A 24,315-nucleotide genomic window follows, 5' to 3' on the forward strand; every position below is an offset into this window, starting at 1 on the left:
GTAAAATTATCCTCAAAAATGAATCCGCAAGAACAACATAATGAAAACAAAAAAGAGGATTTAAAAGAGCATCCTAAACATGAAGGAGATCCTCAGGAAGACATGGAAGGTCCGGTATCGTCCCTGTTACAACGGGGAAAAGAAACCATCGATAAAATCGGCGATAAAAAAGGACATGTAGAGCATCCTGAAGAGGGTGAAAAAAAATAGCGGCTCTTCCATTGTATTCTTACGCCTTGCTTTTTGTTTGCAGTAACTATTGCAGCGGGTGTATATTGAATCCTTCTGATAACGGAAATATCTGCCTAGAATTTCCTTTCCGGTGGTCGTTGTTGCACTGCCGGATGTTGTATACGCCGGCGACCACCCCGTTAAAATCTTTCTTATATTTACAGGAACACGTAACATCAAAACTCAAACGTATGGAAGATTTTAACCAACCGTTTCCGCAACGGGAAGAAAGCGGGCTTTTCAGAAACCTTGAGATCAACGAACAAGGCAATATATATATTGAGGAAACTTCTAAATGGGCCCGGTTCCTGAGCATTATTGGTTTTATTGTACTCTTTTTTGCCCTGATTGGCGGACTGGGTGTTATGATGGCAAGTTCTGCAGCAGTACGGAGCACCGGCATGCCTTTTTCCGGCGCCATTCTTGGGCTATTTTACATCATCATGGCCTTGCTGTATTTCTTTCCTTCTTTTTATCTCTACAAGTTCGGAAGTTTGGCCCGGAAAGGGATCCAGACAGAAAACATCTCCGATTTAAATGAGGGACTGCGTTACCTGAAAAACTTTTTCCGGTTTACAGGTATTTTGGTCATTGTGATCATTGGCTTTTACATTATTGTCTTACTGGCTTTTGGCATGGGAGCTATGACATCACGGTTCTGAGTGCCCCGCTGATCCCGTAAACACTCCATACCTGATCACAGGTTTGCAGCTGTCGTTTTTTACAATTTCAAAACGGCGGATATTGCCTATATTTAGTCCGTATGAAACCGTTATGGCGTTTTTACCTCCTTATGCTGGCATGCACGATCTGTACTGAGGAGGCAGCAGCACAGCAATCCGTTTCTGTTAGTCCGGTTAAGATCGGCGTGTTGCCGCATGGAACCTATAACGCCATCACCGATGTGGCAGGTGTAAGGGTTGGTCATAAAACCCTGATCAGAGATACCCTGGTAAGAACCGGAGCCACCGTTATATTGCCACATGGCGGTAACCTCTTCCAGGAAAAAGTACCTGCAGCCGTTTATGTGGGCAATGGGTTTGGCAAGCTAACCGGCGTTACACAGGTTCGGGAACTGGGAACGCTGGAAAGCCCGGTAATCCTTACCAATACACTGAATGTGGCAGCAGGCATCAATGCTGGCATCAGTTATACACTTGGGCAGAAAGAAAACGAACAGGTGCAAAGCGTAAATGTAGTAGTAGGAGAAACCAATGATGGATTCTTAAACGATATCCGGGGCCGGCATGTTACGGAAAAAGACATCCTGGAAGCCATTCAAAATGCCACTTCCGGAAGGGTGGAGCAAGGTAATGTTGGGGCGGGAACCGGTACCGTTTGTTTCGGATTCAAGGGCGGTATCGGCACAGCTTCCAGGGTACTTCCCAAAGCATCCGGAGGATATACAGTGGGCGTGCTGGTACAAACCAATTTTGGTGGAGTGCTCGAAATTGCGGGTGTGCCTGTTGGCAAAGAATTGGGCAACTATTTTTTGAAGGACCAGCTCAACAATCCGGTTGATGGAAGCTGCATGATAGTAGTAGCAACCGACGCGCCGCTGGACGCACGCAACCTGGAGCGGCTGGCCAAGCGGGCCTTTATGGGACTGGCCAAAACGGGAGGCATTGCCAGCAATGGCAGCGGTGATTATGTAATAGCCTTCTCTACCCATCCGGGAGTACGGGTACCGCATACGCCGAAAGAGCCATTATATGCTACAAAAACCCTTTTCAACGACGACCTGTCGCCGCTTTTCATGGCCGCCATTGAAGCTACGGAAGAAGCGATCCTTAATGCCTTATTTGCAGCCGCAACAACAACCGGCTACAGGCATCATATGGTGGAAGCACTACCCAGGGAAACCGTTATTTCAATATTAAAAAAATATAACCGATACCAGCCATGATATGGACTTTTGTAAATAATGCATTTGCAGAGGAAGGAAAAGCAATGATTCAAACAGGAGATCTGGCCATACAACGGGGTTATGCCGTTTTTGATTATTTCAGAACCGTCGATCATAAACCTCTTTTCCTTGAAGATTACCTGGACCGGTTCTTTAATTCTGCACAAGCGCTTTCTATTTCCATTCCGCATACCCGTTCCCGGGTCACCGAAATTATTTTTGAACTGATCCAAAAAAACAACCTGCCGGAAAGTGGCATCCGCATGATTGCCACCGGCGGTTATTCGCCCGACAGTTACACGCCTGTGCAGGGCAATTTTATCCTGCAACAGCAGCCGCTGCAATTACCGGATGCCGCAACCGTTGAAAACGGCATCCGCATTATGACCCATGCTTATCAGCGGGATCTGCCAACGGTAAAATCCATTAACTACCTGATGGGGATCTGGCTGCAAAAACAGCTAAAGGAAAAGGGCCTGACCGATGTGTTGTATATTCAGAACGACATCATTTCCGAATTTCCCCGGGCCAATATTTTTATTATAACCCCGGAAGGAATATTGGTTACTCCCGGGCGGAATGTACTGGCCGGTATTACCCGGAAAAAAATACTGGAGTTTGCCAGCACATTGCTTCCGGTAGAAACCCGCGATATATCCGTTAACGAGTTAATAAGCGCCGCAGAGGTTTTTATGACCAGCACCACCAAGCGCATTTTGCCGGTAACGGAAATTGATGGCATCCGGATCGGGAACGGAAAGGCCGGTCCCTTAACCAGGCAGTTACTGGAACAGTTCATTCGCTTGCAGCAATCTGCTACGGCACCCGCACATAGCCCGTCTTAACACCGCCATCAGCGGGGAAAAAACCCTGAAGCAGGTAAAGTGTGTCATTAGAAAACTGGTAAAATTGTTTTTGTTCCGGGTTCGTATCAAATACGATCCGGGCAGCAAACTGTCCTTCAGGAATTCTTAAGCCCACAACCGACTCGGCAGTATTATCTTTTACAATTGAAAAGTTGCCGGTGGCTTTAACCGTATTGTTCTCCTGGCGTACAAAATGGTTCCCGCTAAAATGAAGCTGGGTTCCGTTTGCTTCCGGATAAGACGTGAGGTGGCTATCGCCCCATGTAGTACGCATTTCCCATTTTCCCTCAAGCCGCGCATCACCGGTTGATTTATCAGCGGATTTTTTGCAGGCAACAGTTAGCAGCATCATACCAATGATTGGCAGCAATTGTGTAGATTTCATAATTATTATGCTTTTTTGATAAGAAACGTCTGTTTCTTCAAAAACGCAACAGGCCATTGTTATCTATTTTTCCCAGACATATATATAGCAGCTACATGCTCAACCGCTTGCCTTCGTTTTAGTTCCCCTTATTGGCCAACTGTCCGCAGGCTGCATCAATATCCTTTCCCCGGCTGCGCCTCAAGCGGGCATTGACCCTGTTTTTTTCCAGGTATTGCATAAAAGCGTCTACTTTTTCTTCAGAAGGTTTCGTAAAGCGTGCGAATGCAATGGGATTGTATTCGATCAGGTTGACAAGATCTGCCGGTACCTGCCGGTAAATTTTGATCAGCTCATCGGCATCCTCCAGTGAATCATTAAAATTATTGAACAGGATATATTCAAAGGTGATTTCGTTCTTTGTTTGCTTGTAAAAATAATTAAGTGCTTCAATCAACGACTGGATGTTATTACTATCGTTGATCGGCATGATCTCATGGCGTTTTTTATCATTGGCTGCGTGCAGTGACAGCGCCAGTTTAAATTTAACCTGGTCATCGCCCAGCTGCCGGATCTGTTTGGCAACGCCGGCTGTGGAAACCGTGATCCTGCGGGGACTCATCCCCAATGCATCCGGTGAAGTAATTTTTTCGATCGCTTTCAACACATTACGGTAATTCAGCAATGGCTCTCCCATACCCATAAACACAATATTGGTGAGCTTTTTATCATATACTTCCAGTGATTGCTGGTTGATCAGGGCCACTTCGTCGAAGATTTCATCAAAACTCAGGTTCCGTTTCCGCTCGATATACCCTGTAGCACAGAACTTACAGCTCAAACTGCAGCCGATCTGGGAACTGACGCAGGCCGTCTTGCGTTCATCCGTAGGGATCAGCACCCCTTCCGTAAGATGCCCCTCAATGGTTTTAAAGCGGGTTTTTATGGTTCCATCCTCCGAATGTTGCGTCATGTCGATCCCCAATGCCGGGAATTGGAAAGTGGTCTGTAATTTCTGACGCAGCTCTTTGCTGATATTGCTCATGGCCTCAAAGCTTTGTACCGGCTTCAGCCACAGCCAGTCATATACCTGCCGGGCCCGGAACTTCTTTTCTCCGATGGATAAAAAATAATCCTCCAGTTCGGTAAGACTGAGGGTACGGATATTCTGCTGCTTTGTGTTCATCCGGCAAAGATACGCCAGGTTTCAGGTTTTATGGTTTAAAGTTCCGCAAAAGCCTGCTCAAACCTTAAATATGAAACACCGAACCTGATTATCTTTGCGGCATGAGGATTTTAATGGTTTGCCTGGGCAATATTTGCAGAAGCCCGCTGGCAGAGGGGATTTTACAAAAAAAGGCTGCGGACCGGGGATTAAACTGGGAGGTCGACAGCGCCGGAACAAACGGGTACCATACCGGGGAAACACCGCACCGGCTGTCGCAAAAAGTAGCCGCGCTGCATGGAATTGACATTTCCGGCCAACGGGCCCGGGATTTTGTAGCCGCTGATTTTAACCGGTTCGATAAAATATATGCCATGGCGGAAGACGTGATCGACGAAATCAAATATATTGCCCGGAGCCGGTTTGATGCTTCCAAGGTAACACTCATCATGAATGAAGTTGAGCCAGGTAGCAACAAGGATGTTCCCGATCCCTGGTACGGGCCCGAACCGGGCTATCATGAAGTGTATGATATGCTGGATAAAGCCAGCGATGCCATCCTCGATAAATACCAGATAACAAATTTCAAATAACAAATTTCAATTTTCAAGAGTGAGCAAACCAACCCTGCCACAAGGAACGAGAGACTTTGACGCCGCAACGGTACGCAAACGCAACTATATTTTCAATACTATAAAAGAAGTTTTTGAGCTGTATGGCTTTCAGCCGCTGGAAACACCGGCCATGGAAAACCTGGAAACCCTGATGGGCAAATACGGCGAGGAAGGCGATAAACTGATCTTTAAGATCCTGAATAACGGACTCGATAATGCAGCCAAGGCCGATAAAATAAAGGCGGGTTTTGAAAACGTGATGAAGGGACGCTCCAGCAAGGATATTACCGAACGGGCGCTACGCTATGATCTTACCATTCCGTTTGCCCGCTATGTGGCCATGAATTATAACCAGCTGACACTGCCGTTTAAACGCTACCAGCTGCAGCCGGTATGGCGGGCAGACCGGCCCCAGAAAGGCCGGTACCGCGAGTTTTACCAGTGTGATGCCGATGTGGTGGGCAGTCGCTCGCTCATCAACGAACTGGAACTGACCGCTATCTATGCTACTGTTTTTCACAAACTGGGGCTCCCTGTGGAAATACGGATCAATAACCGGAAAATTCTTGCTGCGCTGGCAGCACAATGCGGGGGCGCCGAAAAAATGATCGATATCGCTATCGCCATTGACAAGCTGGACAAGATCGGTGTTGAGAAAGTAAAGGAAGAGCTGGCGGAACGGGGTCTTTTAAATGACCAGGTCAACCTCATTCAGCAGTTCCTTGAAATCAGCGGTACCAACGAAGAGAAGCTGGCCCGGCTGAAATTGATCTTTGCCGGCAACAGCACCGGGGAGGAGGGTATCCGGGAGCTGGAATACATTATTGAGCGGTCGGCTATGAGTTATCAGTCGTCAGCAGTTAGTCATCAGTCATCAGTTATCAGTCATCAGCCATCAGAAATCAGCCATCAGAAATCAGAAATAAAAATCGATGTTACCCTGGCCCGCGGTTTGAATTATTATACCGGAACCATTTTTGAGGTAAAGGCACTGGGCGTGCAAATAGGCAGTATTGGTGGCGGTGGACGTTATGATGACCTTACCGGCCTGTTTGGCGTACCCAATGTACCCGGCGTGGGTATTTCCTTTGGTGTTGACCGTATTTATGATGTGCTTACCGAGTTAAACCGATTTCCTGCCGATGTGTACAGCGGTACAAAGCTCCTGTTCTTTAACTTAGGCGCCGCGGAAGCAGCAAAGGCATTTGAACTGATGCAGGAACTCCGCACAGCGGGTATCGCGTGCGAACTGTTTCATGAAACTGTAAAATTTGATAAACAGTTCAAATACGCAGAAAAAAAAGACATCCCGTATGTGGCCATATTGGGCAGCCAGGAGTTGGAGGCCCAAACGATCGTAATAAAAAATTTGCGATCCGGCCTGCAGGAACAGGTGACCTTTGCCGATTTGGCGAATTATAATTTTGACGGAAAGTGAAAAGGAAATGGGGATAGTGAACAGCGACAGTTGAAAAGACCTTTTACCCATTCGGATATAAAATACAAACAAAAAAACCAACATAACATGACAAACGTGAAAAACAAAGGCTTGCTCATTCTGGGCTTTTGCCTTGCGCTTATTTTTACTGCCTGTAACAAAGGAGGCAAAACCGGGCTGCTGATACCAGACGATGCAGCCATGGTGCTTCATGTGGACCTGGCGTCTCTTTCCTCCAAGCTGACCTGGGCAGAAATCAAACAAACGACCTGGTTTACGGAAGCCCTTAATCAAACAACAGATTCCCTGGGAAAACAATTGCTCAACGATCCGGAAACCTCCGGCCTTGATCCTAAAGGCAGCCTGGTGGTGTTTCTAAAACGCACCGGCAGCAACGGATATGTAGCATTTGAAGGCAAGCTGAAAGATGCTGCCAAATTTTCCAAAGTAATTGAAGAAGGCGGAAAAGGAAATATCAAGATCGAAAAAGACGGCGAATACAGCTTTGTAAAATCACCGGACAATGACAATGCCGTGGTGTACTTTAATGATAAATTATTCGTTGCCATTATCGATGCATCCGGTATGAGCAAAGGATTTCCCGGCAACCGGAGCAGTTTTGGCGGAAGTGCTGAAAAATACCCGCTGGATAGCCTGAAGGTACTTGCCAAAAACACCTTCCAGCTAAAAGGTAGCAAGCTACTGGATAGCGACAAACGTTTCGCAGACCTGGTTGCGGACAAGGCCGACATGCATTTCTGGGTTAACAGCGGCAACCTTTATAACGGATTGGCCGGCGGCATTATGTCGATGATGAAATTCAATGCGTTGCTGGACGGCGCCATTACCGCAGGTAAGGCCGATTTTGATAACGGTAAAATTACTGCTAACGTAAAAAATTTCTATGGCAAGGAAATGACCGACCTGCTGAAGAAAAACAGTGGCAGCAATATCACGGATGAAACCATCAGTCATCTTCCTGATCAGGATGTACTGGCGGCCTTTAGTATGAGCTATGCGCCCTCCTACATAAAAGACCTGATCAAACTCTTAGGGTTTGATGGCATTGCAAACGCGGGACTGGCTCAGCTTGGAATTACCATCGATGATTTTACCAAGGCGAACGGAGGTACACAATCCTTTGCATTAACAGATGTTACCGTTACCGGCAAGCCCGCCGCCGTTACATTAGATAATGGCGAAACCATTCCTTACGAAAAAGATGATACCAAATTTAATTTTGTATTTGGATCTTCTGTAGGCGATAAATCCAGTTTTCAGAAACTGATCGACGCATTCAGGAAAACCATCGATAAAGAAATGCCGGTAAAGGATAGCGCCCTGGAGCGCATCAAAAGCAAGCTTACCGATAAATGGTTTGCGCTCGGAGGCTCTGATGCCGAAGTGGACGGTTTTCTTTCAGGTGGCAAAAAACCAGCCTATGCCCAGCCATTTACCGGTCATAATATGGGCGGATATGTGAACCTACAGAAAATCTTCAACACCGTCATCGCCAATAGTAAAAAGGATTCGACCTATAAAAAGAACCTTGAAGTTTCTGCTAATTTCTGGAAAACAATCACCATGCATTCTGATATCAAAGGTGGTGAAGCATTCAGCAAAGTAGAGATTAACCTGGCCGATAACCAGACCAATGCGCTGAAACAACTGAACCAGTACATTGATAAAATGTACCAGGCAAGACCCAAAAAAGAGGTGATCGACGTGGAAGAAATGGCCCCGATTGTAGATTCAGCAGCAGTGGCAGCACCGCCGACATCCGTTCATTAATCAAAGGCATTCATGAAGCTTGAGATAAAGAATTTACTACCGGTATATTTTGAAGAGGAGCGCAAATCCACCTCAGAGATCTGGGGAAAGGAGCGCTCCTTTTCCAATGGCGACCTGGTGAATATTGTAGCACCTTCCGGCACCGGCAAAACATCCCTGGTCCATTTCCTGTATAAAATGCGGGAATCTTACAGCGGCACTATTTTATATGATGACCAGCCGCTGAACCAGTTCAACAGGGAAGCCATCGCGGCCCTGCGCAAGGATCAGGTAAGCATCATCCTCCAGGACATGCGGCTTTTTGAGGAACAAACCATCCTGGAAAACCTGGAGGTTAAACGGCAGCTTAGCCCCTATCATCCGCAGGAACGGATCATTGAAATGGCCCGGCGGCTTGGGGTAGACCACCGGCTGAACGCCCTGGCTAAAAACTGCTCCTATGGCGAGCAGCAGCGGGCCGTGATCATCCGGGCCATGCTGCAGCCTTTCGGTGTATTGCTGATGGATGAACCCTTCAGTCACCTGGATCATGCCAACTCCAAGAAAGCCATTGACCTGATACTGGAGGAAACAGCCGCCCGCAAGGCCCTTGTACTGTTTGCCGAACTTGAAAAAGCTACCGGTTTTCCGGCAACCCATTTGTATCATTTATAAAACCTTCCTGTGGCACTATCATTTAAGCCCATAAAACCTTTATTGTATACCGGAACCAATGCCTCTTCCCGCTGGTTCTCTTATATCGGGCTGGGCATCGGGGTATTATTGCTGCTGTGCTCGGTGCAGATGTTCATCAATATCCAGCATTTGCTTAAAGAAGGCAGCATCCGCAAAGACGGTTTTGATTTTGTGTCCATCACCAAAAATATTACCAATGAAACCATGGGGCAGCCGGAAAAAAACCTGTTTCATACGGAGGAGATCGATGAAGTAAAAAAGCAACCCTTCATTGCAGGCGTATCGCCCCTGCTGGCCAATGATTTCCGGGTACAGCTCAGTGCAGGCAATGTATTGCCCTTTAGTACCGATATGTTCCTGGAAGCCCTGGACAATGATTTTATTGATACGCTTCCGCCCAATTTTACCTGGAAAGAAGGCGATCAAAACATCCCGATCATCCTGTCTTCCGATTTTTTTGAGATCTACAACATCTTTGCACCCGGTCAGGGCCTGCCCCAGTTATCAAAGGAAACAGCAATGGGCATCCCCGTACAGATCGCCTGCTACGGAAAAGACAATGCCTTTACTTTCTCCGGAAGGATCGTGGCGTTCAGCGACCGGGTGAACTCCGTACTGGTACCCAAGAACTTTCTGCAGTGGGCCAATAAAACCTTTGCCCATAAAGACCGTCAGGATGCCAGCCGGCTGTTTTTAAAATTAAAGGACGTTAATGATCCGCAGCTGATCCAATACCTCGATGCCCGGCATTATGTGATCAGTCGTGATAAAACCCTGCTGGGGCGTAATAAGATTGTGTTACAGGGCATTTTCAGCGGACTGGGCATTTTTGGATTACTGGTAGTGATCCTGGCGCTCATGTTGTTTTCATTTTACCTGCAGCTGGTTGTTGCCCGCAGCCGTCAGAACCTCGAATTACTATTAACCCTGGGGTATTCGCCGGCGTGGCTGGGCAGGAATGTCTCCAACCAGTTTGTACCGGTTTATATTTTCATTGTTTTAACCGCGTTGATCTGCACCCAGATCATGCAATGGGCCTTTCATCATTTCATCATGTTCAACCGTCCGGAACTATCCTCGCTGGTAAACTGGATCGTGCTCCTGCTGGCAGCCGTATTAGTGCTGCTGGCCATTGTTACCAATGCCCGGCTGGTAAAAAAACTCTTGTACCGGCTGGGGTAAACAGAAGGATAAAACGGCATCCCTGGCAAACTTTAAGACACTAAACAATTCAGTGCAGCTGTGCCTTAGTGGCCTATTTCAGAAATCGCTTACCTTTACGGATATGATCCAGAAAGCTACTTTAAAATTCCTAGAAGACCTTAGACTCAATAATAACAAACCCTGGTTTGATGCCAACCGGAAGGCCTATGAAGCCGCCCGGGATAATTTTGCGGCCTTTATCGACAGCCTGATTGCTGCCTTTGGAAAAACGGAACCCGCCATCCTGCACCTGAAGGCAAAGGATTGTATGTTCCGGATCAACCGGGATGTGCGTTTTTCCAAAAACAAGGAGCCTTATAAAACCAATTTTGGCGCTTATATAAATGCCGAAGGAAAAAAATCGGTAAAAGCCGGGTATTATTTTCACCTCGAGCCCGGTGGCAGCTTTACAGGAGGCGGGCTCTGGCAACCCATGCCTGGCGAACTGGCCAAGGTAAGACAGGAAATCGATTATAATCTGCCGGAATTTGACAAAATACTGGGATCCAAAAAGTTCCGGGATGTATATGGCGGACTTTCCGTGGAAGAGGGACAAATCCTGTCAAGAGTTCCCAAGGGATATGAGCCGGATAATCCCGCTGCTATGTATCTTAAATACAAAAGTTTTACAGCACTGGCCAACCTGCAGGACACGCTATTAACAGGCTCCGCATTGCTGACAACAACAGTAAAAGCATTCCAGACCCTACAACCCCTGACCGCCTTCCTAAACAGGGGCATTGACGAATAACAAACAACCGTTTTTATACTGATAAATCATGACATACAGCCGGTTAACTGCCGGGTATATAAAGCATTTCCGTAATACTACCGTGGCGGGCAAAAAATACATCCGCCTTAACCTATATTAAGCAATCTTTAAACTTCAAAATCGTAACTTTGCATTTCTTTTTTATAAAGTTATGAGTGATCCCATAAAGCACGAGTGCGGCTTGGCCTTTATCCGGCTCCGCAAACCCTTCTCCCACTACTTAAAACAGCATGGAACCGTTATGTGGGGGCTGAATAAACTCTACCTCCTGATGGAGAAGCAGCATAACCGCGGGCAGGATGGCGCCGGTATTGCCGCTGTAAAACTGAATGTGGAACCCGGTTACCCGTTTTTGCACCGGATGCGCAATGCAGAGCCCCAGGCCATCTCCGGTTTGTTTAAAAATATTGCGGATGAAGTGGATGAGGTTTGCCGTTATAACCCCGATGCGCTCAAGCACCCGGGCCTGATGAAAGGACATATCAAGTTCCTGGGCGAATTGTTGCTGGGGCACCTGCGTTATGGCACACAGGGCAAGAATAATTCGGATTTTTGTCACCCCTTTATCAAAAGAAATACCGTTCCGGGGCGCAACCTCGCCCTTGCGGGTAACTTTAACCTGGTAAATACACAGGAGCTTTTTGAACAGCTTAATATCGTTCCGGGCAATTTCCAAAAACAGAGCGATCTGGCGGCCATGATGGAGATCATTCATCATTACCTGATCGAGGCCGATAAAAAAAATCCGGGCAATGTAGCTATCAAAAGCGTACTGCAGGAAGTAATCCCCATGTTTGACGGAGGGTTTGCCGTAGGCGGATTAACAGGAGAAGGATTGGGATTTGTTTTCAGGGACCGGAACGGCATCCGCCCCTGTTATTATTATATCGATGATGAAGTGATTGTGGCTGCCTCCGAACGTGCTGCCATCCGTACCACTTTTAATGTGGGAGAAAACGAGGTAAAAGAACTGATGCCGGGCAATGCTCTTATGGTGAACGCAAACGGGGAGTATGAAATTGCAGAAGTGGTAACCCCGGGCGAACGCAAGGCCTGCAGTTTCGAACGCATTTATTTTTCGAGGGGCAGTGATGAAAAGATCTATAAAGAACGGAAAGCGCTGGGTTTGAACCTGAGCGAACAGGTATTAAAAGCCATCGATTTCGACCTGAAGAATACCATCTTCTCTTATATTCCCAATACGGCAGAAGTAGCCTTCCTGGGCCTTCACAAAGGCATGCAGCTGTACCTGAATAAGATCAAAATAGAACGCATCTTAAGCTGGGGTAAAGACTTTGATGAGGAAAAGCTTAGCGAAATGGTGAACCGCCGCATCCGGATCGATAAAATAGCGATCAAGGATGTAAAGATGCGCACGTTTATTACGGAAGATGCCAGCCGGAACGAAATGGTGCAGCACGTATATGATATTACCTATGGCACCGTGCGCCCCGGTATCGATACCATTGTGGTGATCGACGACTCTATCGTAAGAGGCACCACACTGAAAGAAAGCATTATCAAAATGCTCTCCCGTCTGAAACCCAAAAAGATCATTGTGGTTTCTTCCTGTCCGCAGATCCGTTACCCGGATTGCTACGGGATCGACATGAGCAAAATGGGCGACTTTATCGCATTCAGTGCTGCGGTAGCGGTGTTAAAAGACAAAGGAAAAGAATCGTTGCTGGATGAGTTACTGCAACGCTGCAAGGAGCTGAAAGAACAGAACCTGTTACACACCGAAAATGTGGTAAAACAACTTTATAAGAGCAGCACGGTGGATGAGATCACGGAAAAAATTGCGGAAATGATTACCCCGGCCGGTTTAAACATCCCGGTTCAGGTGATCTTCCAGAGCATTGAAGACCTGCATAAAGCCTGTCCCAATAACCTGGGCGACTGGTACTTTACAGGCGATTACCCCACACCGGGCGGTAACCGCGTGGTAAACCAGGCCTTTATGAATTATATGGAAGGAAAGAATGAAAGAGGATATTAATAGGAGGCTACTGTAGTAATGTAAATTATAACTTTTATATGTGTAAAAAGGTAGTAAATACAAATCATTGCCTTTGCCACCTTTTTTTTAAGCTGTCTGGGATAGGTCTATCATATCTTTCAAATGCCTTTGGAGTAGTAAGTAGTTGAAATATCTTGGTATTGGGAACATACAGTGCAGGAAAAGACATTCCAATTAAATTCCACGCTCCTGAAATGCCACGTCCCGAACTTACAGCCTTTGTCAACTTTCCTTTGTATATGAATTCACATTGATAGCTATCATCAGCCCTTCCGCCTAAACTATAACCAGTGACCTTAGCATTGACCAAGATTGCATTATACTTCAATTTGTTTTGATTTACAAAAGCTTCGCCCAGTCCCCAAAGTATGACACTCAAAAAGCAAACAAAAAGGATATTATAAATATATTTTTTACTCATCATACTAACTATCTTCACTGGCATAACCATGGTGAAGATACTGTCCTGTATTTCCAAAAACCTGCTCCAAAGCATCCCCCTACCAAGTTAACGACTCCTGAGAACAATCGCTGCTGAATTGACTTAGCAGCTGTTATTCTAAGCAAGATACCAGGAGCCGCAGCTATTAATAGTAACTGTTATTGGAGATGCAGCCAATCCTCCGTCTGATTCATGCTGAATCCGGTCTTCAATCATAATGCCACCAACTCCCTGCAGCCCCCGATCGGTCATTCCGCCATAAGCAGCACAAAAAAAATTATCATAGCAGGTCCTTCAGCATATAAATTTCAATTCTCAAGATTGTCACTTGCCCACTTTGCTAGGCTATCCGGATAAGGTATATTAAATTCCTCGAAGTCTTCAGCTGAAATTAAAATTTTGAGCAATCCCGATTCAGGGGAATATATTCCAGGAAAAAAATGCCCCTTTAATCGCTCCCATTTTGTAGCTGATATCGAAGTATTTGCGTTGGTTACTAACAACTGGCCATCAAATTTAAATTCACATTTCATAAAATTCATTCCTTTAGGCATAAACTTGTAGTCGACCACCTGTACAGTAACGAGAGTACCTGTTTCTTTTAATCTTTCCCTGTTAATACATCCTCGAATTATGACAATAAACAGTAGGGTTAAAGAAAATCCTATAATAACATTACGGCCTCTGTTCATTTTCATAACTACATCTTTATAGCCCAAATACTCTTTACGGGTTAATACATCAAACTATCCCTCACCCAAACAGGTATATTATCGGGTTTAATGTTATACTTTTTAAAATCATCCGGGAACACCAGCAGCATGATCACATCTTCCTTTTCTGAATATAATGCAGGGAAACTGCGGCCAACGAGCCGGGGCCAATAATCGCTTCTTACTGAAGTCCTTGCTGATTTCCTGTAAATCTCCTTGCCATACTTAAAAGTCACAGTCAGATGATTCACTCTGCCAAAACTATAGTCTACCACCTTAGTCTCAATCAATCTGCCATCAGTTTTCAAACGTTCCAGCCTTATATAATTCCAACCAAAGATCAAACCAAAAGAAAGTAAGATCCCGATAATTGCTTTCCTGCCCACCCCTCCTCCATCTGATTCATCCTGGATCCGGCCTTCATTCATAACTTTTTTATTTTGTAGATTCAAACCTAATGCTGCCCACTCCCCGCAGCTCCCGACCGGTCATTCCGCCATAAGCAGCACCAAAAAAATTATCAGTCTCTCGACCCACTACTCCGCCTACCAAATTCCAAGGCTCCATCCATTCCCCGAAATATTGCTGATGCAATCCTGCTATTGTTTGCCAGGGCTAATCCCAAACAAGGCTTGCTATTTCCCCTCTGATGCCGGATAGACGGCAATCCGGTGGGTTCGCAGGCGATAGCTCGTTTGATTGCGTTCTGCACTGTTATTAAAATCTAAACTTTTGGATGCTTCCAGCGGCATATGACAATTCACACAATAGTTGTTTGCGCTGCGCATCGCAACGGCATGCTCCGATTTTGAATGACAAGACATGCAGCGCTGTACAAATACATCCTGCATATTGCTTTCGTTTTTATGCACATCATGACAGCTGACACAGGTAAGGTTGCTTTGCAAAAAACACTGGCTCTGCATCAGCGACTGCATCTGCATACCATGCGCATCCGGATTGGTGGCGGCGCCGGGGTAATACATATAGAAGTTTGACAAAGTATCGCCCGGTACAAATGCAAAAATCGATTTGAGGGATACAGGATCACCGGAATGGCAGGTAGCACAAAGATCCAGCTGCTGCTGCCGGCTTAGTGATTTTACAGCGGTCATAAACTGCGGGCGCTTTTCCTGCGGGTGCTCCTGGTGAAAGGCTACATGTTGGGCTGCCGGTCCGTGGCAGCGCTCACAATCGATACCATAGATAATAGACCCTGCATCGATCTTTTCGGCATAATGCATGCCCTGCTCCAGGGTTCGTTCCACAGCAGCATACGAACTATGGCACTCCATACAACGGCCTACGATCAACCGGGAATAATCCGGATGATCTGCGGGGAAACCCGGGCTGTTTGTCCAGCGCTTTAATTCCGACAGGTAGGTAAGTGGCAACTGGTACAGTTTATCATCCTTCCAGTAACCAAAGGTCCATGCCTTTTCGCCGGAGCCAAATGCAAGGTCCATCTGCTCCCGGGCCACTTGTGTTCCGTTCTGTATGTAGGTTTGCATAATGCCCTTATCTGCGGCCTCCAGGCGCACCAGCTGGTCACCGGGGAAACGAACCGTATCATTTAACGAGGTGATGATTTTTTTAACCGCATCCACATCTGTTTTGGAAGATGTTTTAAAGTGATGGGCATGTGCATAGCTGCCCGCTATTTCCTTGTGACATTGCACACAACTGGCCGCTCCCGCGTATTGTTCGCCCCTGGAATCACTACCGGCACTATACCGGTTGGTACAGGTAAACATGCAGATCGAAAAGCCCAGCAGGAAGAGGATTGCGGTAATTATTTTCAAATGGAATATTTTATCGTTGTCGTAAACGAAAATAACATTTTATTTCCGGCAGACCTGTATTCCGGTACAGAAAACCAGGTTTGGTTTTCCCCCATTATCCGGTATTGCTGTACCAGATATATGAACCCCCATCAATACCAGATTGATGGGGGTTTATATAGTAGCCGGTTAACGGCAGTAATGCACGATTATTTATTCTGTAAAAGTACACCCTGCGCCCGGTCAATTTGTTCCTGCGGAATGGGCATACCCTTATCCCAGTCGGCATAGGTAAAGGCCGCCGGCTGAGATGCAGACACGTATTGCTTTTCAAAATCCATATACGATCTCAGCACCGTTTCCGCCATGCCCCATCGTATCAGGTCAAAGTACCGGTGTCCTTCCAGCGCCAGTTCCAGCCTTCGTTCAAACCGGACGGCATTCCGCCCATACTCCTGGCTGGGGAAATTGGTATAGTTCTTTATCTGGTATTTTGCGGCCGGGTTATTATAGACCGTTAAGATGGGACCCAATTGAGAAGCACGCGTCCGCACCGCATTCACCCAGTCCTTCGCCTGGCCAAGGGCATTGGTTTCCACTGCGCATTCCGCAGCCATCAGGTATACATCAGATAGCCGGATGATATTAATGTTCTGCGCATTCAGATAATTGGCTCCGTTAGCCACATTACCACTAAAATCGGCCTGATTGATCGATTGTTTTACGGCTACAAAAGGCCCGCCAAATGGCTGATCACGTATCCAGCCGGGCACCACCGCGCCCCAGTCGCGATACTTTACAAGCCTGCGGCCTACGGTGTAGTCGAGGCGGGGATCAAAGGCGAGAGTAGTATCGAGCGTATAGTTATCCACAGCAGTACCGCTCAGACCCTGGTCCGATTTGTAGGGATTGGTCCGGTAGCTGCCATCCAGGTAAGGCAACCCATCCGCACCTACCTTAAAGGCATTGACAAGGTCTACAGAAGGCTGATAAAAACCGCAGCATCCTCCGGGCGAATTTCCATAAAGGCCGGCCAGCATATCGCCCACGTTGGCATTATCGCCGCTTCCGTCCGGGTTAATAATACTTTGCGAAACCAGGATGCCTTCTGCACCATTCTTGGTTTTAATATTAAAATTGGCATCAAATGCCAGGCTTGTTAAGGCCGGCTTACGTTGGATAACATCCTGGAACAAGGTGAGCGCATCTCCATATTTTTTCTGATAGAGGTACAGCTTTCCCAGGTAGGATTCTGCAGCATATTTATCTACGCGGCCAACATCGCCCAAAGGTTTTGAATAATCCTGGGGCAGGCCAGCTATCGCTGCCTTAAAATCAGCTTCGATCATCGGGAAAACATCCTTGTCATTTTTTACCTGTGCTGCCTGCTGCACCGTCATTGTTTCATCAATATAGGGTATGTTCTTAAACACCCTGGCCAGGAAAAAATAATAATGCCCCCGCAGCATTTTCGCTTCTGCAGCTATTTGCGTAGCACGCGCATCACTGAATTTATCAGTACCACTGCTTTGCACGGCGCTGAGCAGCCGGAGCGTGGTATTACAACGGGTGATCCCTTCGTAATACACCCGCCACATGGTAGGCAGGTTATCATTAGACGGGTTTACCTTATGCAACTCAATATCATTCATTGGCGACTGGTCCGTACTGTTACTGCCTTTATGCGCATTGTCCGCAGCCACTTCTCCAAACAGCCACTGGCTGGGCCCGCTGGAATAGTTGCCCCAGGTACCATTGATGTTTCCATTCATAATACCATAAGCGCCGATGAGGGCCGATTCCACACCCTTTGTATTTAATAGCTGGGACTCTGACAGTGCTCCCTGGGGCTTGGCATCCAGGAACCCTTTTCCACAGGAATAGACCATGACAAGAACGAAAAGGATAAATATCGCATTATATAATTTCTTTATCATACAATAATATTTTTAAAATCAATGTTTAGAATGTAACGTTTAAACCAACCAGGTACTGGCGCGACATTGGATACATACCCAGGTCTACCCCGGGAGCTGCATAGGTTCCTATGCCCGGAGAGGAAGTTACCTCCGGATCCAGACCGCTGTATTTAGTAATCGTAAACAGGTTGGTACCACTTACATACAATCGCAGGTTCTTGATTCTATCCTTTAACAGGCCGTTCAGTTTGAAATTGTAACCGATCTGCGCCAATTTCAATTTCATATAACTACCGTCCTGTACAAAATAGCTGTTAGACAACATTTCAATCGCAGGCCGGTTCCGGTTGGGCGCCGGTATATCGCTGTTGGGATTATTCGGACTCCAGGCATTCAGCATCCGGTCACTTACCGCACCGTCAAACAGACTTAAATCTGTATACAGGCGTGTAAAATCAAAGATCTTATTTCCCTGGGTTCCGTTAAATGCCAGCGCTATATCGAAATTGGAATAGCTGGCATTCAGGTTCAATCCGTAAATAAATTTCGGATGCGGACTGCCGATCATGGTCAGGTCCTGATCATCGATGACCCCATTTCCATCAACATCCGCATAACGGAATCCACCCAAATGAGCACCGGTCTGTTTTGCAGCACCCGCAATTTCATCTGCTGATTTAAAGATACCCTCTACCTTATACCCGTAAAAAGCACCAAAGGGAAGGCCGGCCATGATTACCGAAGGGATTACAGAACGGTTGGTAAGCATGTTTACCTTTTTAACGCCCTCTTTCAGTGAAACCAGCTTGTTGATGTTTCTTGAAAGGTTTACACCCGCATCAAAGGTGAAGGGGTTACCGTTAGCAGGGCTGGCATAATGATAGTTTAATACCAGTTCAAAACCCTTGTTACTCATTTCACCCAGGTTTACATAAGGTGATGAGCCACCACCGATGGCCTGTGCCGGCAGATCCAGCTTATACAGCATGTCTACCGTTTTTTTGTTATACACATCAAACGATCCATCTAATTTATGCCGGAACAGGGTAAAATCGATCCCCAGGTTTAAGGACTGGGCCTGCTCCCATTTAATATCCGGGTTATCATAAGCGTAGGTCCATACACCACTGGTAAGACTACCGCCGCCAATGGGATAGTTCGCACTGTTGATAGACGCCTGTAATAATTTCAGATACTGAAAATCCGGAATCGACTGGTTACCCGTAACACCCCATCCGGCACGGAACTTCAGATCATCCACCCAGGATACACTTTTCATGAATGCTTCATTCGACACCCTCCAGGCCAGGCTCACAGCGGGGAAATTACCATATTTATTATTGGGCCCAAACCGCGAGGATCCATCCCGGCGCAGGGTTCCGGAAATCAGGTACCGGTCCAGGTACCCGTAATCCACCCTTCCAAAAATGGAGTACAATGAATTGGGTTGGGTAATGGGATCATTATTCTTGGCAACGGGTGTAGAGGTTGCTGTGTTCATATAATAATAGTTCATATCTCCCATCAGGAAATAGCCATTTGCAGAACCAGTCAGATAACGCCCCCAGGCCTTTACCGCCTCCGTACCCACCATGGCCGTGAGATCATGTTTTTCATTAAAGCGCGTTTTATAAGTAAGGGTATTGGACCAGGTCCAGTCGGTACCCCAGCCCATATTTTCACTGAAGGTATGGTTATTATAACTGCCCTCTGCACGCTCCGGATTCGGATAGCCAACAGATACACCGTTATAGGTCTCATACCGGACGCCATAAGTAGTTCTCAGGTGCAGGGCCTCCAGGATCTTAAGATCGGCATAAGCACTACCGAAGAACTGGTTGGAGGTATTTACATTATCCTTGGCCCGGTAAAGCGCAGCCATCGGGTTTTCTGCATTTCCCAACAGGTTTCCCCGGCTGCCTGCAAAATTACCCATGATATCATATACCGGGATAATGGTTTGTATACGGTAGGCCCAGCCAATAGGAGAACCTTCACCCATATAGCTACCGGCAGTATTTACGTTCGTAGAAAAACCCTGGTTCTGGGTACGGGAGTACTGGATATTTTCACCCAGTTGCAGCCGGTCGCCCAACACCGTAAAATTACTGTTGGCGCGAATCGTATAGCGTTTAAACCCGGTGTACTTCACAATACCTTCCTGGTTCATATAGCCGCCGCTCATTGCATAATTCGCTTTTTCTCCACCACCGCTTACACCAAGCTGGTAGTTTTGAATCGGTGCATTTTGGGTAATAGTCCGGTACCAGTCTGTACCTGTTTGATTAGCCTTGGTGATCTGGTAAAACGTTTTCCCATCCATGGAATAATTATACAGGGCAGGATTTGCCATGGCAGCGGTGATCTTCTGACCATAAGTGCCGCCTGCCAGCAAATATTCCGGTAAGGTCGGATTGTTAGGATCGGATCCGTAGTAATCATTGGCAATCGATAACCCGGCATTTTTATACCCTGCGTACAAAAAGTCAGCAAATTGCTGCGGGTTCAGGTACTTTGGAAACCGACCGCGGTTGGGGTTCTGGCTGCCATAATATACATCCAGGTTTATTTTAGGGGCCCCCGATTTTCCTTTCCTGGTGGTTACAATCACCACACCGTTGTTGGCACGGGAACCATAGATAGAAGCTGCAGACGCGTCCTTTAATACCTGCATGCTTTCAATATCATTGGAATTGAGCCAGCTCAGTTTTCCCTGGTAAGGCATGCCGTCAATAATATATAGAGGATCGTTATTGCTAATGGTACTAAAACCACGGATCCGCACCTGGGGCGTAGCTCCCGGCGATCCGTCGTTTACAATCTGCACGCCGGCAGCTTTCCCCTGTAATGCTTCCAGGGGGCTGGCGGCGGGCTGTTGTTTTAACTCTTTCATGTCTACCACGGCAACAGACCCCGTAAGGTCTTTTTTACGGGTAGTTCCATAACCGATCACTACCACATCTGTTAAACTGGCAACATCCGCAACTAATTGAACAGACATGGGTGCCGTAAGATTTACTTTCCGTGTAGTGGTTTTAAATCCTACACTCGAAAATTCCAGTTCATCGCCGTTTTTAGCAGCGATCGAAAATTTGCCTTCCGCATCCGTAGCCGTTCCGGAAGTAGCACCTTTTAATACAACAGAAACATTGGGAAGAGGACTGCCTTTGTCGTCCGTTACCGTTCCGATAGCGGTTTTTGTCTGACCAAAACTGTGTAGCATAAAAACCGGACAAAAGAGCACAACCAGCAAGCAAAAAGCTTTCATTCTTTTCATATGGCTTTTAGGTTTTTAATTAAAAAATGAGGGAGTATCATATTGAAGGTAACATTTCTTTAACAAAAAGATTTTTTTTTATTATGTACTTAAAACACGATATTGCTAACCCTTTATTACATGCAACTGCATCCTGTATTTCCTCCAAAAAGAAGATTGTCTGAACCGGATTATTACTTAAACTTGTAAAGAATTTAAAATTCACTCTTGAAAACAGGTGCATGAAAACATTGATTATTATCCGGCATGCAAAGGCCGAACAGGGTTTTGGAAAGGACATTGAACGAAAACTGACCGACAGAGGCGAACGCAATGCCGCAAAGATGGCAGCGCTGCTCCGGGAAAAGGGATACCGTATTGACCGGGTCTTTTCCAGTAATTCGGAACGGACCATGCAAACAACCCGGATTTTTGCAGAGGCGCTGGACATTCCCGGCAACCATATCCGTTATTTTGAAAGCCTTTACCTGGCCGATGTGCTGGGTATTACCGAAACCATCGATTGGCTGCGGGAAGGTGAGAATATTCAAACACTGGCCGTTGTAGGACACAACCCCGGTGTAACAAATTTTGTAAATGATCTTACCCATGCCGGCATCGATAGCCTGCCCACCTGTGGCATTGCCATAATGGAGGCGGACATGGATGACTGGAGTAATTTTGAAGCTGCAAAAAAAACGTTCATAGCGGCTTTTTCTCCTAAAGACTGACGGATATTCCGTTGAAATACCCAACCGGTACGGGCAGCAATACTGATTTAAGTCGTGCTTAGGAAATAGGGTTATGTGCAGCAGGCGGCACTGCTGTCAGGAAACGGTTTACAGCCTCCTTCAGCATATTTGTTGTGTTGTAAATAGGTTCAGCATAGTGAAGTTGCTGTGCTTTTTCAAGCAAACGTTCCAGCTGGAATGTTTCCTGTGAACCGGCCACCGCAAGATGTTCCCGGCTCAACAGTTCAGCAAGATATTCCTGTTCTGTTTGCCCGGGAGTAGGCACCAGGATCGGGCGGGCGCCTACTGCCTGTAAATCCATTACCGAGCTGTAACCGCTTCGGCAGATCACATATGCTGCCTCACAGATCAGCCGGTTCAGTGCTTCGGCTGGCAGGTGATCATATACCTGCGTATGACTCAATTCCGGAAGTGGCGGGCCACCGCCGTTTGGCAGTCCGCGCACTAATACCGTTGACGTTTCAAATGATTGCAGCTGCCTGCACACAATACGTTCAAAAAGGGAACGCTGCGGTTCCGGACCCGATAAAAGGACGAGGATTTTTTCTTTTGTAATGGCTTCTTTTGATGGTTTCATCCTCGAAAGCGGCCCCAGGTATTCACAGGGAACCGAAGGCATCACCGCCGGATGGGAAAGATCGCCGGCAATACCAGGCCGTTCCATATAATCGGGGATCCAGCAACAGGAAAATTTGTTAATCCACCGGTAATTAATCCGCTGCGAAAGGGCTTCCATTATACTTCCCAGCGGATTTTTAACCCGCAGCTGGTGCGTGATAAAAACCGCAGGTACTGTCCTGTGATATAATCCAAAACGGTTGTCGCTGATCACACCGTCGATATGATATTCCGCCACCACCTGTTGCAGCCACCGGTGCTCATGCCGGATCGCTTTCCATATGCCCGGGGTCTGTTTCAGCAACTTAAAGAGGAAGCCGCTTCTTTTTACCGCATAATGCACATTATACCCATCCAGGTGCAGGTATCGGATTTGCGGAAACTCTTTTTGCAACAACCCGCATTGCACGGCATTGCCGGCAGCGATCACTTGTGCGCCCTGGTTTATAAGCTCATAAATTACTGGTATGCATCGCGTTGTATGACCAAGTCCCCAATCAAGCGGAGCCACCAGGATTCGCTTTTTTTGCTGTTCCGCATTCATGAATTACCGGTTCTTTCCCAGCACTTACAGGAGAAAAATATTCTTGTACTGGATCAGAAAAAATCTTAATTTTATAGGTGTGAATGTCACATTTTTTTTGAGAACAACAAAATGAACGATTATAGCCGCGATATTATCTTTTTACTAAAAGAGAATGAATGTACTCCTGAGTACATCGACCAGGAGGTACAGTTTGTACACAAGGTTATCGCATGTGTAGATACGGATGAAGATTTTTGCACGGCACATGAACTGGCTATGCGCAACCGTATTACCAATAAAAAAAGAAAGATCCTCAGAGCCATCAACCGGCCACAGTTAAAGGCTTTTGAATTCCTGATTAATAAAAACTAGCCGGCTTCTACACCGTTTTCCGGCGCGTAATCACCCCCAGCCCATACGGGTTTCATAAAGAACAAAAATGAGTATCAGCCCAGGCTCTGTATTGATTAGCACCCCCGCAATGGATGATCCAAAATTCTGGCAGGCGGTATTGCTGATTACGGAGTACAATGCGGAAGGAGCCTTGGGTTTTATAGTGAACAAACCATTTCCAAGAACATTGAATGAGTTGGTTGAATTCCGCCATTCGGAACCGTTTAAATTATACGAAGGCGGGCCGGTTGACCAGGAGCATCTTTTCTTTATACACCGTCGCCCCGATCTGATCGAAGAAGGCGCACCGGTTCAGTCATCCGTTTATTCAGGAGGAAATTTTAAACAGGCCGTGATCCACATCAACCGGGCCCCGGGTGCGGCTCAGGATCTGAAATTATTTATTGGCTATTGCGGATGGGATACCGGCGAGCTTGAAACAGAAATAACCGATGGCTTCTGGCAGATTATTCCCGGTTCCGCAGAACTGCTTTTCAGTTCAACAGAAGGGCTTTGGGAGGCACTATATACAAAGAATAGGCAGCTATAATAGACCTCTTTCATAATTCAAGATTATAAATAGCAGCGATTAGATTCACCCTAAGGCCGAAACGCTTTCTTCTATTTCTGTAGGGATAGGCCATTATACCGATTAGACATTAATTTAATATCTTTTTGTATATTTGAGTTATGGGTAAATTAAAAGAGCTATTCATTAAAGAGAGCCTTCCAGAACTCCGTCATTTACAGAAGCAAAATCCTTCTCAGTTTAAGCGTGTTCAAATGTTGATTATAACAAAACAGCAGGGGAATATGAGTAAGTATGATTTGGCATTATTGTTAGGCTCCAGTCATAGCTCGATAGGTAAT

The 24,315-nt window shown here is 46.4% G+C and carries 24 protein-coding genes and 1 pseudogene; 15 read left to right on the forward strand and 10 right to left on the reverse strand.

The window, feature by feature from the left end:
- Positions 1 to 18 precede the first annotated feature (18 nt).
- From Q1V85_RS24100 to Q1V85_RS24115, 4 genes are all read left to right on the forward strand, one after another.
- Positions 19 to 210: a hypothetical protein gene (locus Q1V85_RS24100; RefSeq protein ID WP_300604414.1), complete on the forward strand. Its 192-nt coding sequence runs from the start codon at positions 19 to 21 to the stop codon at positions 208 to 210.
- Between the two features lie 212 nt (positions 211 to 422).
- A complete protein-coding gene (locus Q1V85_RS24105; protein WP_300604417.1) occupies positions 423 to 893 on the forward strand; it encodes a DUF5362 family protein in 471 nt (156 codons plus the stop codon).
- Positions 894 to 994: 101 nt separating this feature from the next.
- Positions 995 to 2,137 (forward strand): P1 family peptidase, encoded by a 1,143-nt coding sequence (locus tag Q1V85_RS24110; protein ID WP_300604419.1) that lies wholly within the window; start codon positions 995 to 997, stop codon positions 2,135 to 2,137.
- Positions 2,134 to 2,982 (forward strand): aminotransferase class IV, encoded by an 849-nt coding sequence (locus Q1V85_RS24115; protein ID WP_300604422.1) that lies wholly within the window; start codon positions 2,134 to 2,136, stop codon positions 2,980 to 2,982. The genes Q1V85_RS24110 and Q1V85_RS24115 overlap by 4 nt, the downstream gene beginning before the upstream one ends.
- Here Q1V85_RS24115 and Q1V85_RS24120 read toward each other — a convergent pair.
- Positions 2,954 to 3,388, reverse strand: coding sequence for a hypothetical protein (locus Q1V85_RS24120; RefSeq protein WP_300604425.1), 435 nt, complete (start codon positions 3,386 to 3,388; stop codon positions 2,954 to 2,956). The genes Q1V85_RS24115 and Q1V85_RS24120 overlap by 29 nt on opposite strands.
- 118 nt (positions 3,389 to 3,506) lie before the next feature.
- Complete coding sequence (gene rlmN, locus Q1V85_RS24125) at positions 3,507 to 4,553, reverse strand: 23S rRNA (adenine(2503)-C(2))-methyltransferase RlmN (RefSeq protein ID WP_300604428.1); 1,047 nt, start codon at positions 4,551 to 4,553, stop codon at positions 3,507 to 3,509.
- A gap of 101 nt (positions 4,554 to 4,654) precedes the next feature.
- Here rlmN and Q1V85_RS24130 point away from each other — a divergent pair, with 101 nt between their 5' ends.
- From Q1V85_RS24130 to Q1V85_RS24160, 7 genes are all read left to right on the forward strand, one after another.
- Positions 4,655 to 5,125 carry a low molecular weight protein-tyrosine-phosphatase gene (locus Q1V85_RS24130; protein ID WP_300604431.1) on the forward strand — a complete coding sequence of 157 codons (471 nt, stop codon included), beginning with the start codon at positions 4,655 to 4,657 and terminating at the stop codon, positions 5,123 to 5,125.
- A 19-nt stretch (positions 5,126 to 5,144) separates the two neighbouring features.
- Positions 5,145 to 6,584 (forward strand): histidine--tRNA ligase, encoded by a 1,440-nt coding sequence (gene hisS, locus Q1V85_RS24135; protein WP_300604434.1) that lies wholly within the window; start codon positions 5,145 to 5,147, stop codon positions 6,582 to 6,584.
- A gap of 87 nt (positions 6,585 to 6,671) precedes the next feature.
- Complete coding sequence (locus Q1V85_RS24140; protein ID WP_300604436.1) at positions 6,672 to 8,375, forward strand: DUF4836 family protein; 1,704 nt, start codon at positions 6,672 to 6,674, stop codon at positions 8,373 to 8,375.
- 12 nt (positions 8,376 to 8,387) lie between these two features.
- Complete coding sequence (locus Q1V85_RS24145; RefSeq protein ID WP_300604438.1) at positions 8,388 to 9,029, forward strand: ATP-binding cassette domain-containing protein; 642 nt, start codon at positions 8,388 to 8,390, stop codon at positions 9,027 to 9,029.
- Positions 9,030 to 9,038: 9 nt separating this feature from the next.
- A complete protein-coding gene (locus Q1V85_RS24150) occupies positions 9,039 to 10,232 on the forward strand; it encodes a hypothetical protein (RefSeq protein ID WP_300604441.1) in 1,194 nt (397 codons plus the stop codon).
- A gap of 103 nt (positions 10,233 to 10,335) precedes the next feature.
- Positions 10,336 to 11,004 carry a DUF2461 domain-containing protein gene (locus Q1V85_RS24155; RefSeq protein WP_300604444.1) on the forward strand — a complete coding sequence of 223 codons (669 nt, stop codon included), beginning with the start codon at positions 10,336 to 10,338 and terminating at the stop codon, positions 11,002 to 11,004.
- A gap of 172 nt (positions 11,005 to 11,176) precedes the next feature.
- Positions 11,177 to 13,024: an amidophosphoribosyltransferase gene (locus Q1V85_RS24160; RefSeq protein WP_300604447.1), complete on the forward strand. Its 1,848-nt coding sequence runs from the start codon at positions 11,177 to 11,179 to the stop codon at positions 13,022 to 13,024.
- A 64-nt stretch (positions 13,025 to 13,088) separates the two neighbouring features.
- On the opposite strand, the gene Q1V85_RS24165 is transcribed toward Q1V85_RS24160, so the two are convergent.
- The 6 genes from Q1V85_RS24165 to Q1V85_RS24190 all read right to left on the reverse strand — a co-directional run bounded on the left by Q1V85_RS24165 (position 13,089) and on the right by Q1V85_RS24190 (position 21,177).
- Positions 13,089 to 13,469 (reverse strand): hypothetical protein, encoded by a 381-nt coding sequence (locus Q1V85_RS24165; RefSeq protein WP_300604449.1) that lies wholly within the window; start codon positions 13,467 to 13,469, stop codon positions 13,089 to 13,091.
- Positions 13,470 to 13,795: 326 nt separating this feature from the next.
- Positions 13,796 to 14,185 carry a hypothetical protein gene (locus tag Q1V85_RS24170; RefSeq protein ID WP_300604452.1) on the reverse strand — a complete coding sequence of 130 codons (390 nt, stop codon included), beginning with the start codon at positions 14,183 to 14,185 and terminating at the stop codon, positions 13,796 to 13,798.
- A 35-nt stretch (positions 14,186 to 14,220) separates the two neighbouring features.
- A complete protein-coding gene (locus tag Q1V85_RS24175) occupies positions 14,221 to 14,628 on the reverse strand; it encodes a hypothetical protein (protein ID WP_300604455.1) in 408 nt (135 codons plus the stop codon).
- Between the two features lie 207 nt (positions 14,629 to 14,835).
- The gene (locus tag Q1V85_RS24180) at positions 14,836 to 16,002 is read right to left on the reverse strand and encodes a hypothetical protein (protein ID WP_300604458.1); all 1,167 of its coding nucleotides are present in this window, start codon (positions 16,000 to 16,002) and stop codon (positions 14,836 to 14,838) included.
- Positions 16,003 to 16,190: 188 nt separating this feature from the next.
- A complete protein-coding gene (locus Q1V85_RS24185; RefSeq protein ID WP_300604461.1) occupies positions 16,191 to 17,918 on the reverse strand; it encodes a RagB/SusD family nutrient uptake outer membrane protein in 1,728 nt (575 codons plus the stop codon).
- 25 nt (positions 17,919 to 17,943) lie between these two features.
- Complete coding sequence (locus Q1V85_RS24190) at positions 17,944 to 21,177, reverse strand: TonB-dependent receptor (protein WP_300604464.1); 3,234 nt, start codon at positions 21,175 to 21,177, stop codon at positions 17,944 to 17,946.
- A 221-nt stretch (positions 21,178 to 21,398) separates the two neighbouring features.
- Between Q1V85_RS24190 and Q1V85_RS24195 the strand changes: the two genes are divergently transcribed.
- Entirely contained in the window at positions 21,399 to 21,887 is a 489-nt protein-coding gene (locus Q1V85_RS24195; RefSeq protein ID WP_300604467.1) for a histidine phosphatase family protein, read from the forward strand.
- A gap of 58 nt (positions 21,888 to 21,945) precedes the next feature.
- Here the strand turns inward: Q1V85_RS24195 and Q1V85_RS24200 are convergent, their stop codons facing one another.
- The gene (locus tag Q1V85_RS24200; protein WP_300604470.1) at positions 21,946 to 23,070 is read right to left on the reverse strand and encodes a glycosyltransferase; all 1,125 of its coding nucleotides are present in this window, start codon (positions 23,068 to 23,070) and stop codon (positions 21,946 to 21,948) included.
- A 111-nt stretch (positions 23,071 to 23,181) separates the two neighbouring features.
- Here Q1V85_RS24200 and Q1V85_RS24205 point away from each other — a divergent pair, with 111 nt between their 5' ends.
- Positions 23,182 to 23,424 (forward strand): hypothetical protein, encoded by a 243-nt coding sequence (locus Q1V85_RS24205; RefSeq protein ID WP_300604473.1) that lies wholly within the window; start codon positions 23,182 to 23,184, stop codon positions 23,422 to 23,424.
- 67 nt (positions 23,425 to 23,491) lie between these two features.
- Positions 23,492 to 23,995, forward strand: a complete 504-nt coding sequence (locus Q1V85_RS24210; RefSeq protein WP_300604476.1) for a YqgE/AlgH family protein — start codon at positions 23,492 to 23,494, stop codon at positions 23,993 to 23,995.
- Positions 23,996 to 24,005: 10 nt separating this feature from the next.
- Here the strand turns inward: Q1V85_RS24210 and Q1V85_RS24215 are convergent.
- Positions 24,006 to 24,092: pseudogene (locus tag Q1V85_RS24215) on the reverse strand (IS5/IS1182 family transposase); the annotation flags it as partial.
- Positions 24,093 to 24,135: 43 nt separating this feature from the next.
- On the opposite strand from Q1V85_RS24215, the gene Q1V85_RS24220 reads away from it, so the two are divergent.
- The coding region (locus Q1V85_RS24220) for a hypothetical protein (RefSeq protein WP_300597547.1) at positions 24,136 to 24,315 on the forward strand (180 nt) is incomplete at its 3' end.

Origin of the sequence: Niabella sp. (genome assembly GCF_030150205.1) — a bacterium.
Lineage (GTDB): Bacteria > Bacteroidota > Bacteroidia > Chitinophagales > Chitinophagaceae > Niabella.

Coding starts and splice junctions, on each gene's coding strand:
- Q1V85_RS24100 (WP_300604414.1), top strand. CDS start 19: ATGAATCCGCAAGAACAACATAATGAAAACAAAAAAGAGGATTTAAAA.
- Q1V85_RS24105 (WP_300604417.1), top strand. CDS start 423: ATGGAAGATTTTAACCAACCGTTTCCGCAACGGGAAGAAAGCGGGCTT.
- Q1V85_RS24110 (WP_300604419.1), top strand. CDS start 995: ATGAAACCGTTATGGCGTTTTTACCTCCTTATGCTGGCATGCACGATC.
- Q1V85_RS24115 (WP_300604422.1), top strand. CDS start 2,134: ATGATATGGACTTTTGTAAATAATGCATTTGCAGAGGAAGGAAAAGCA.
- Q1V85_RS24120 (WP_300604425.1), bottom strand. CDS start 3,388: ATGAAATCTACACAATTGCTGCCAATCATTGGTATGATGCTGCTAACT.
- rlmN (WP_300604428.1), bottom strand. CDS start 4,553: ATGAACACAAAGCAGCAGAATATCCGTACCCTCAGTCTTACCGAACTG.
- Q1V85_RS24130 (WP_300604431.1), top strand. CDS start 4,655: ATGAGGATTTTAATGGTTTGCCTGGGCAATATTTGCAGAAGCCCGCTG.
- Q1V85_RS24140 (WP_300604436.1), top strand. CDS start 6,672: ATGACAAACGTGAAAAACAAAGGCTTGCTCATTCTGGGCTTTTGCCTT.
- Q1V85_RS24145 (WP_300604438.1), top strand. CDS start 8,388: ATGAAGCTTGAGATAAAGAATTTACTACCGGTATATTTTGAAGAGGAG.
- Q1V85_RS24155 (WP_300604444.1), top strand. CDS start 10,336: ATGATCCAGAAAGCTACTTTAAAATTCCTAGAAGACCTTAGACTCAAT.
- Q1V85_RS24160 (WP_300604447.1), top strand. CDS start 11,177: ATGAGTGATCCCATAAAGCACGAGTGCGGCTTGGCCTTTATCCGGCTC.
- Q1V85_RS24165 (WP_300604449.1), bottom strand. CDS start 13,469: ATGATGAGTAAAAAATATATTTATAATATCCTTTTTGTTTGCTTTTTG.
- Q1V85_RS24170 (WP_300604452.1), bottom strand. CDS start 14,185: ATGAAAATGAACAGAGGCCGTAATGTTATTATAGGATTTTCTTTAACC.
- Q1V85_RS24175 (WP_300604455.1), bottom strand. CDS start 14,628: ATGAATGAAGGCCGGATCCAGGATGAATCAGATGGAGGAGGGGTGGGC.
- Q1V85_RS24185 (WP_300604461.1), bottom strand. CDS start 17,918: ATGATAAAGAAATTATATAATGCGATATTTATCCTTTTCGTTCTTGTC.
- Q1V85_RS24190 (WP_300604464.1), bottom strand. CDS start 21,177: ATGAAAAGAATGAAAGCTTTTTGCTTGCTGGTTGTGCTCTTTTGTCCG.
- Q1V85_RS24195 (WP_300604467.1), top strand. CDS start 21,399: ATGAAAACATTGATTATTATCCGGCATGCAAAGGCCGAACAGGGTTTT.
- Q1V85_RS24200 (WP_300604470.1), bottom strand. CDS start 23,070: ATGAATGCGGAACAGCAAAAAAAGCGAATCCTGGTGGCTCCGCTTGAT.
- Q1V85_RS24205 (WP_300604473.1), top strand. CDS start 23,182: ATGAACGATTATAGCCGCGATATTATCTTTTTACTAAAAGAGAATGAA.
- Q1V85_RS24210 (WP_300604476.1), top strand. CDS start 23,492: ATGAGTATCAGCCCAGGCTCTGTATTGATTAGCACCCCCGCAATGGAT.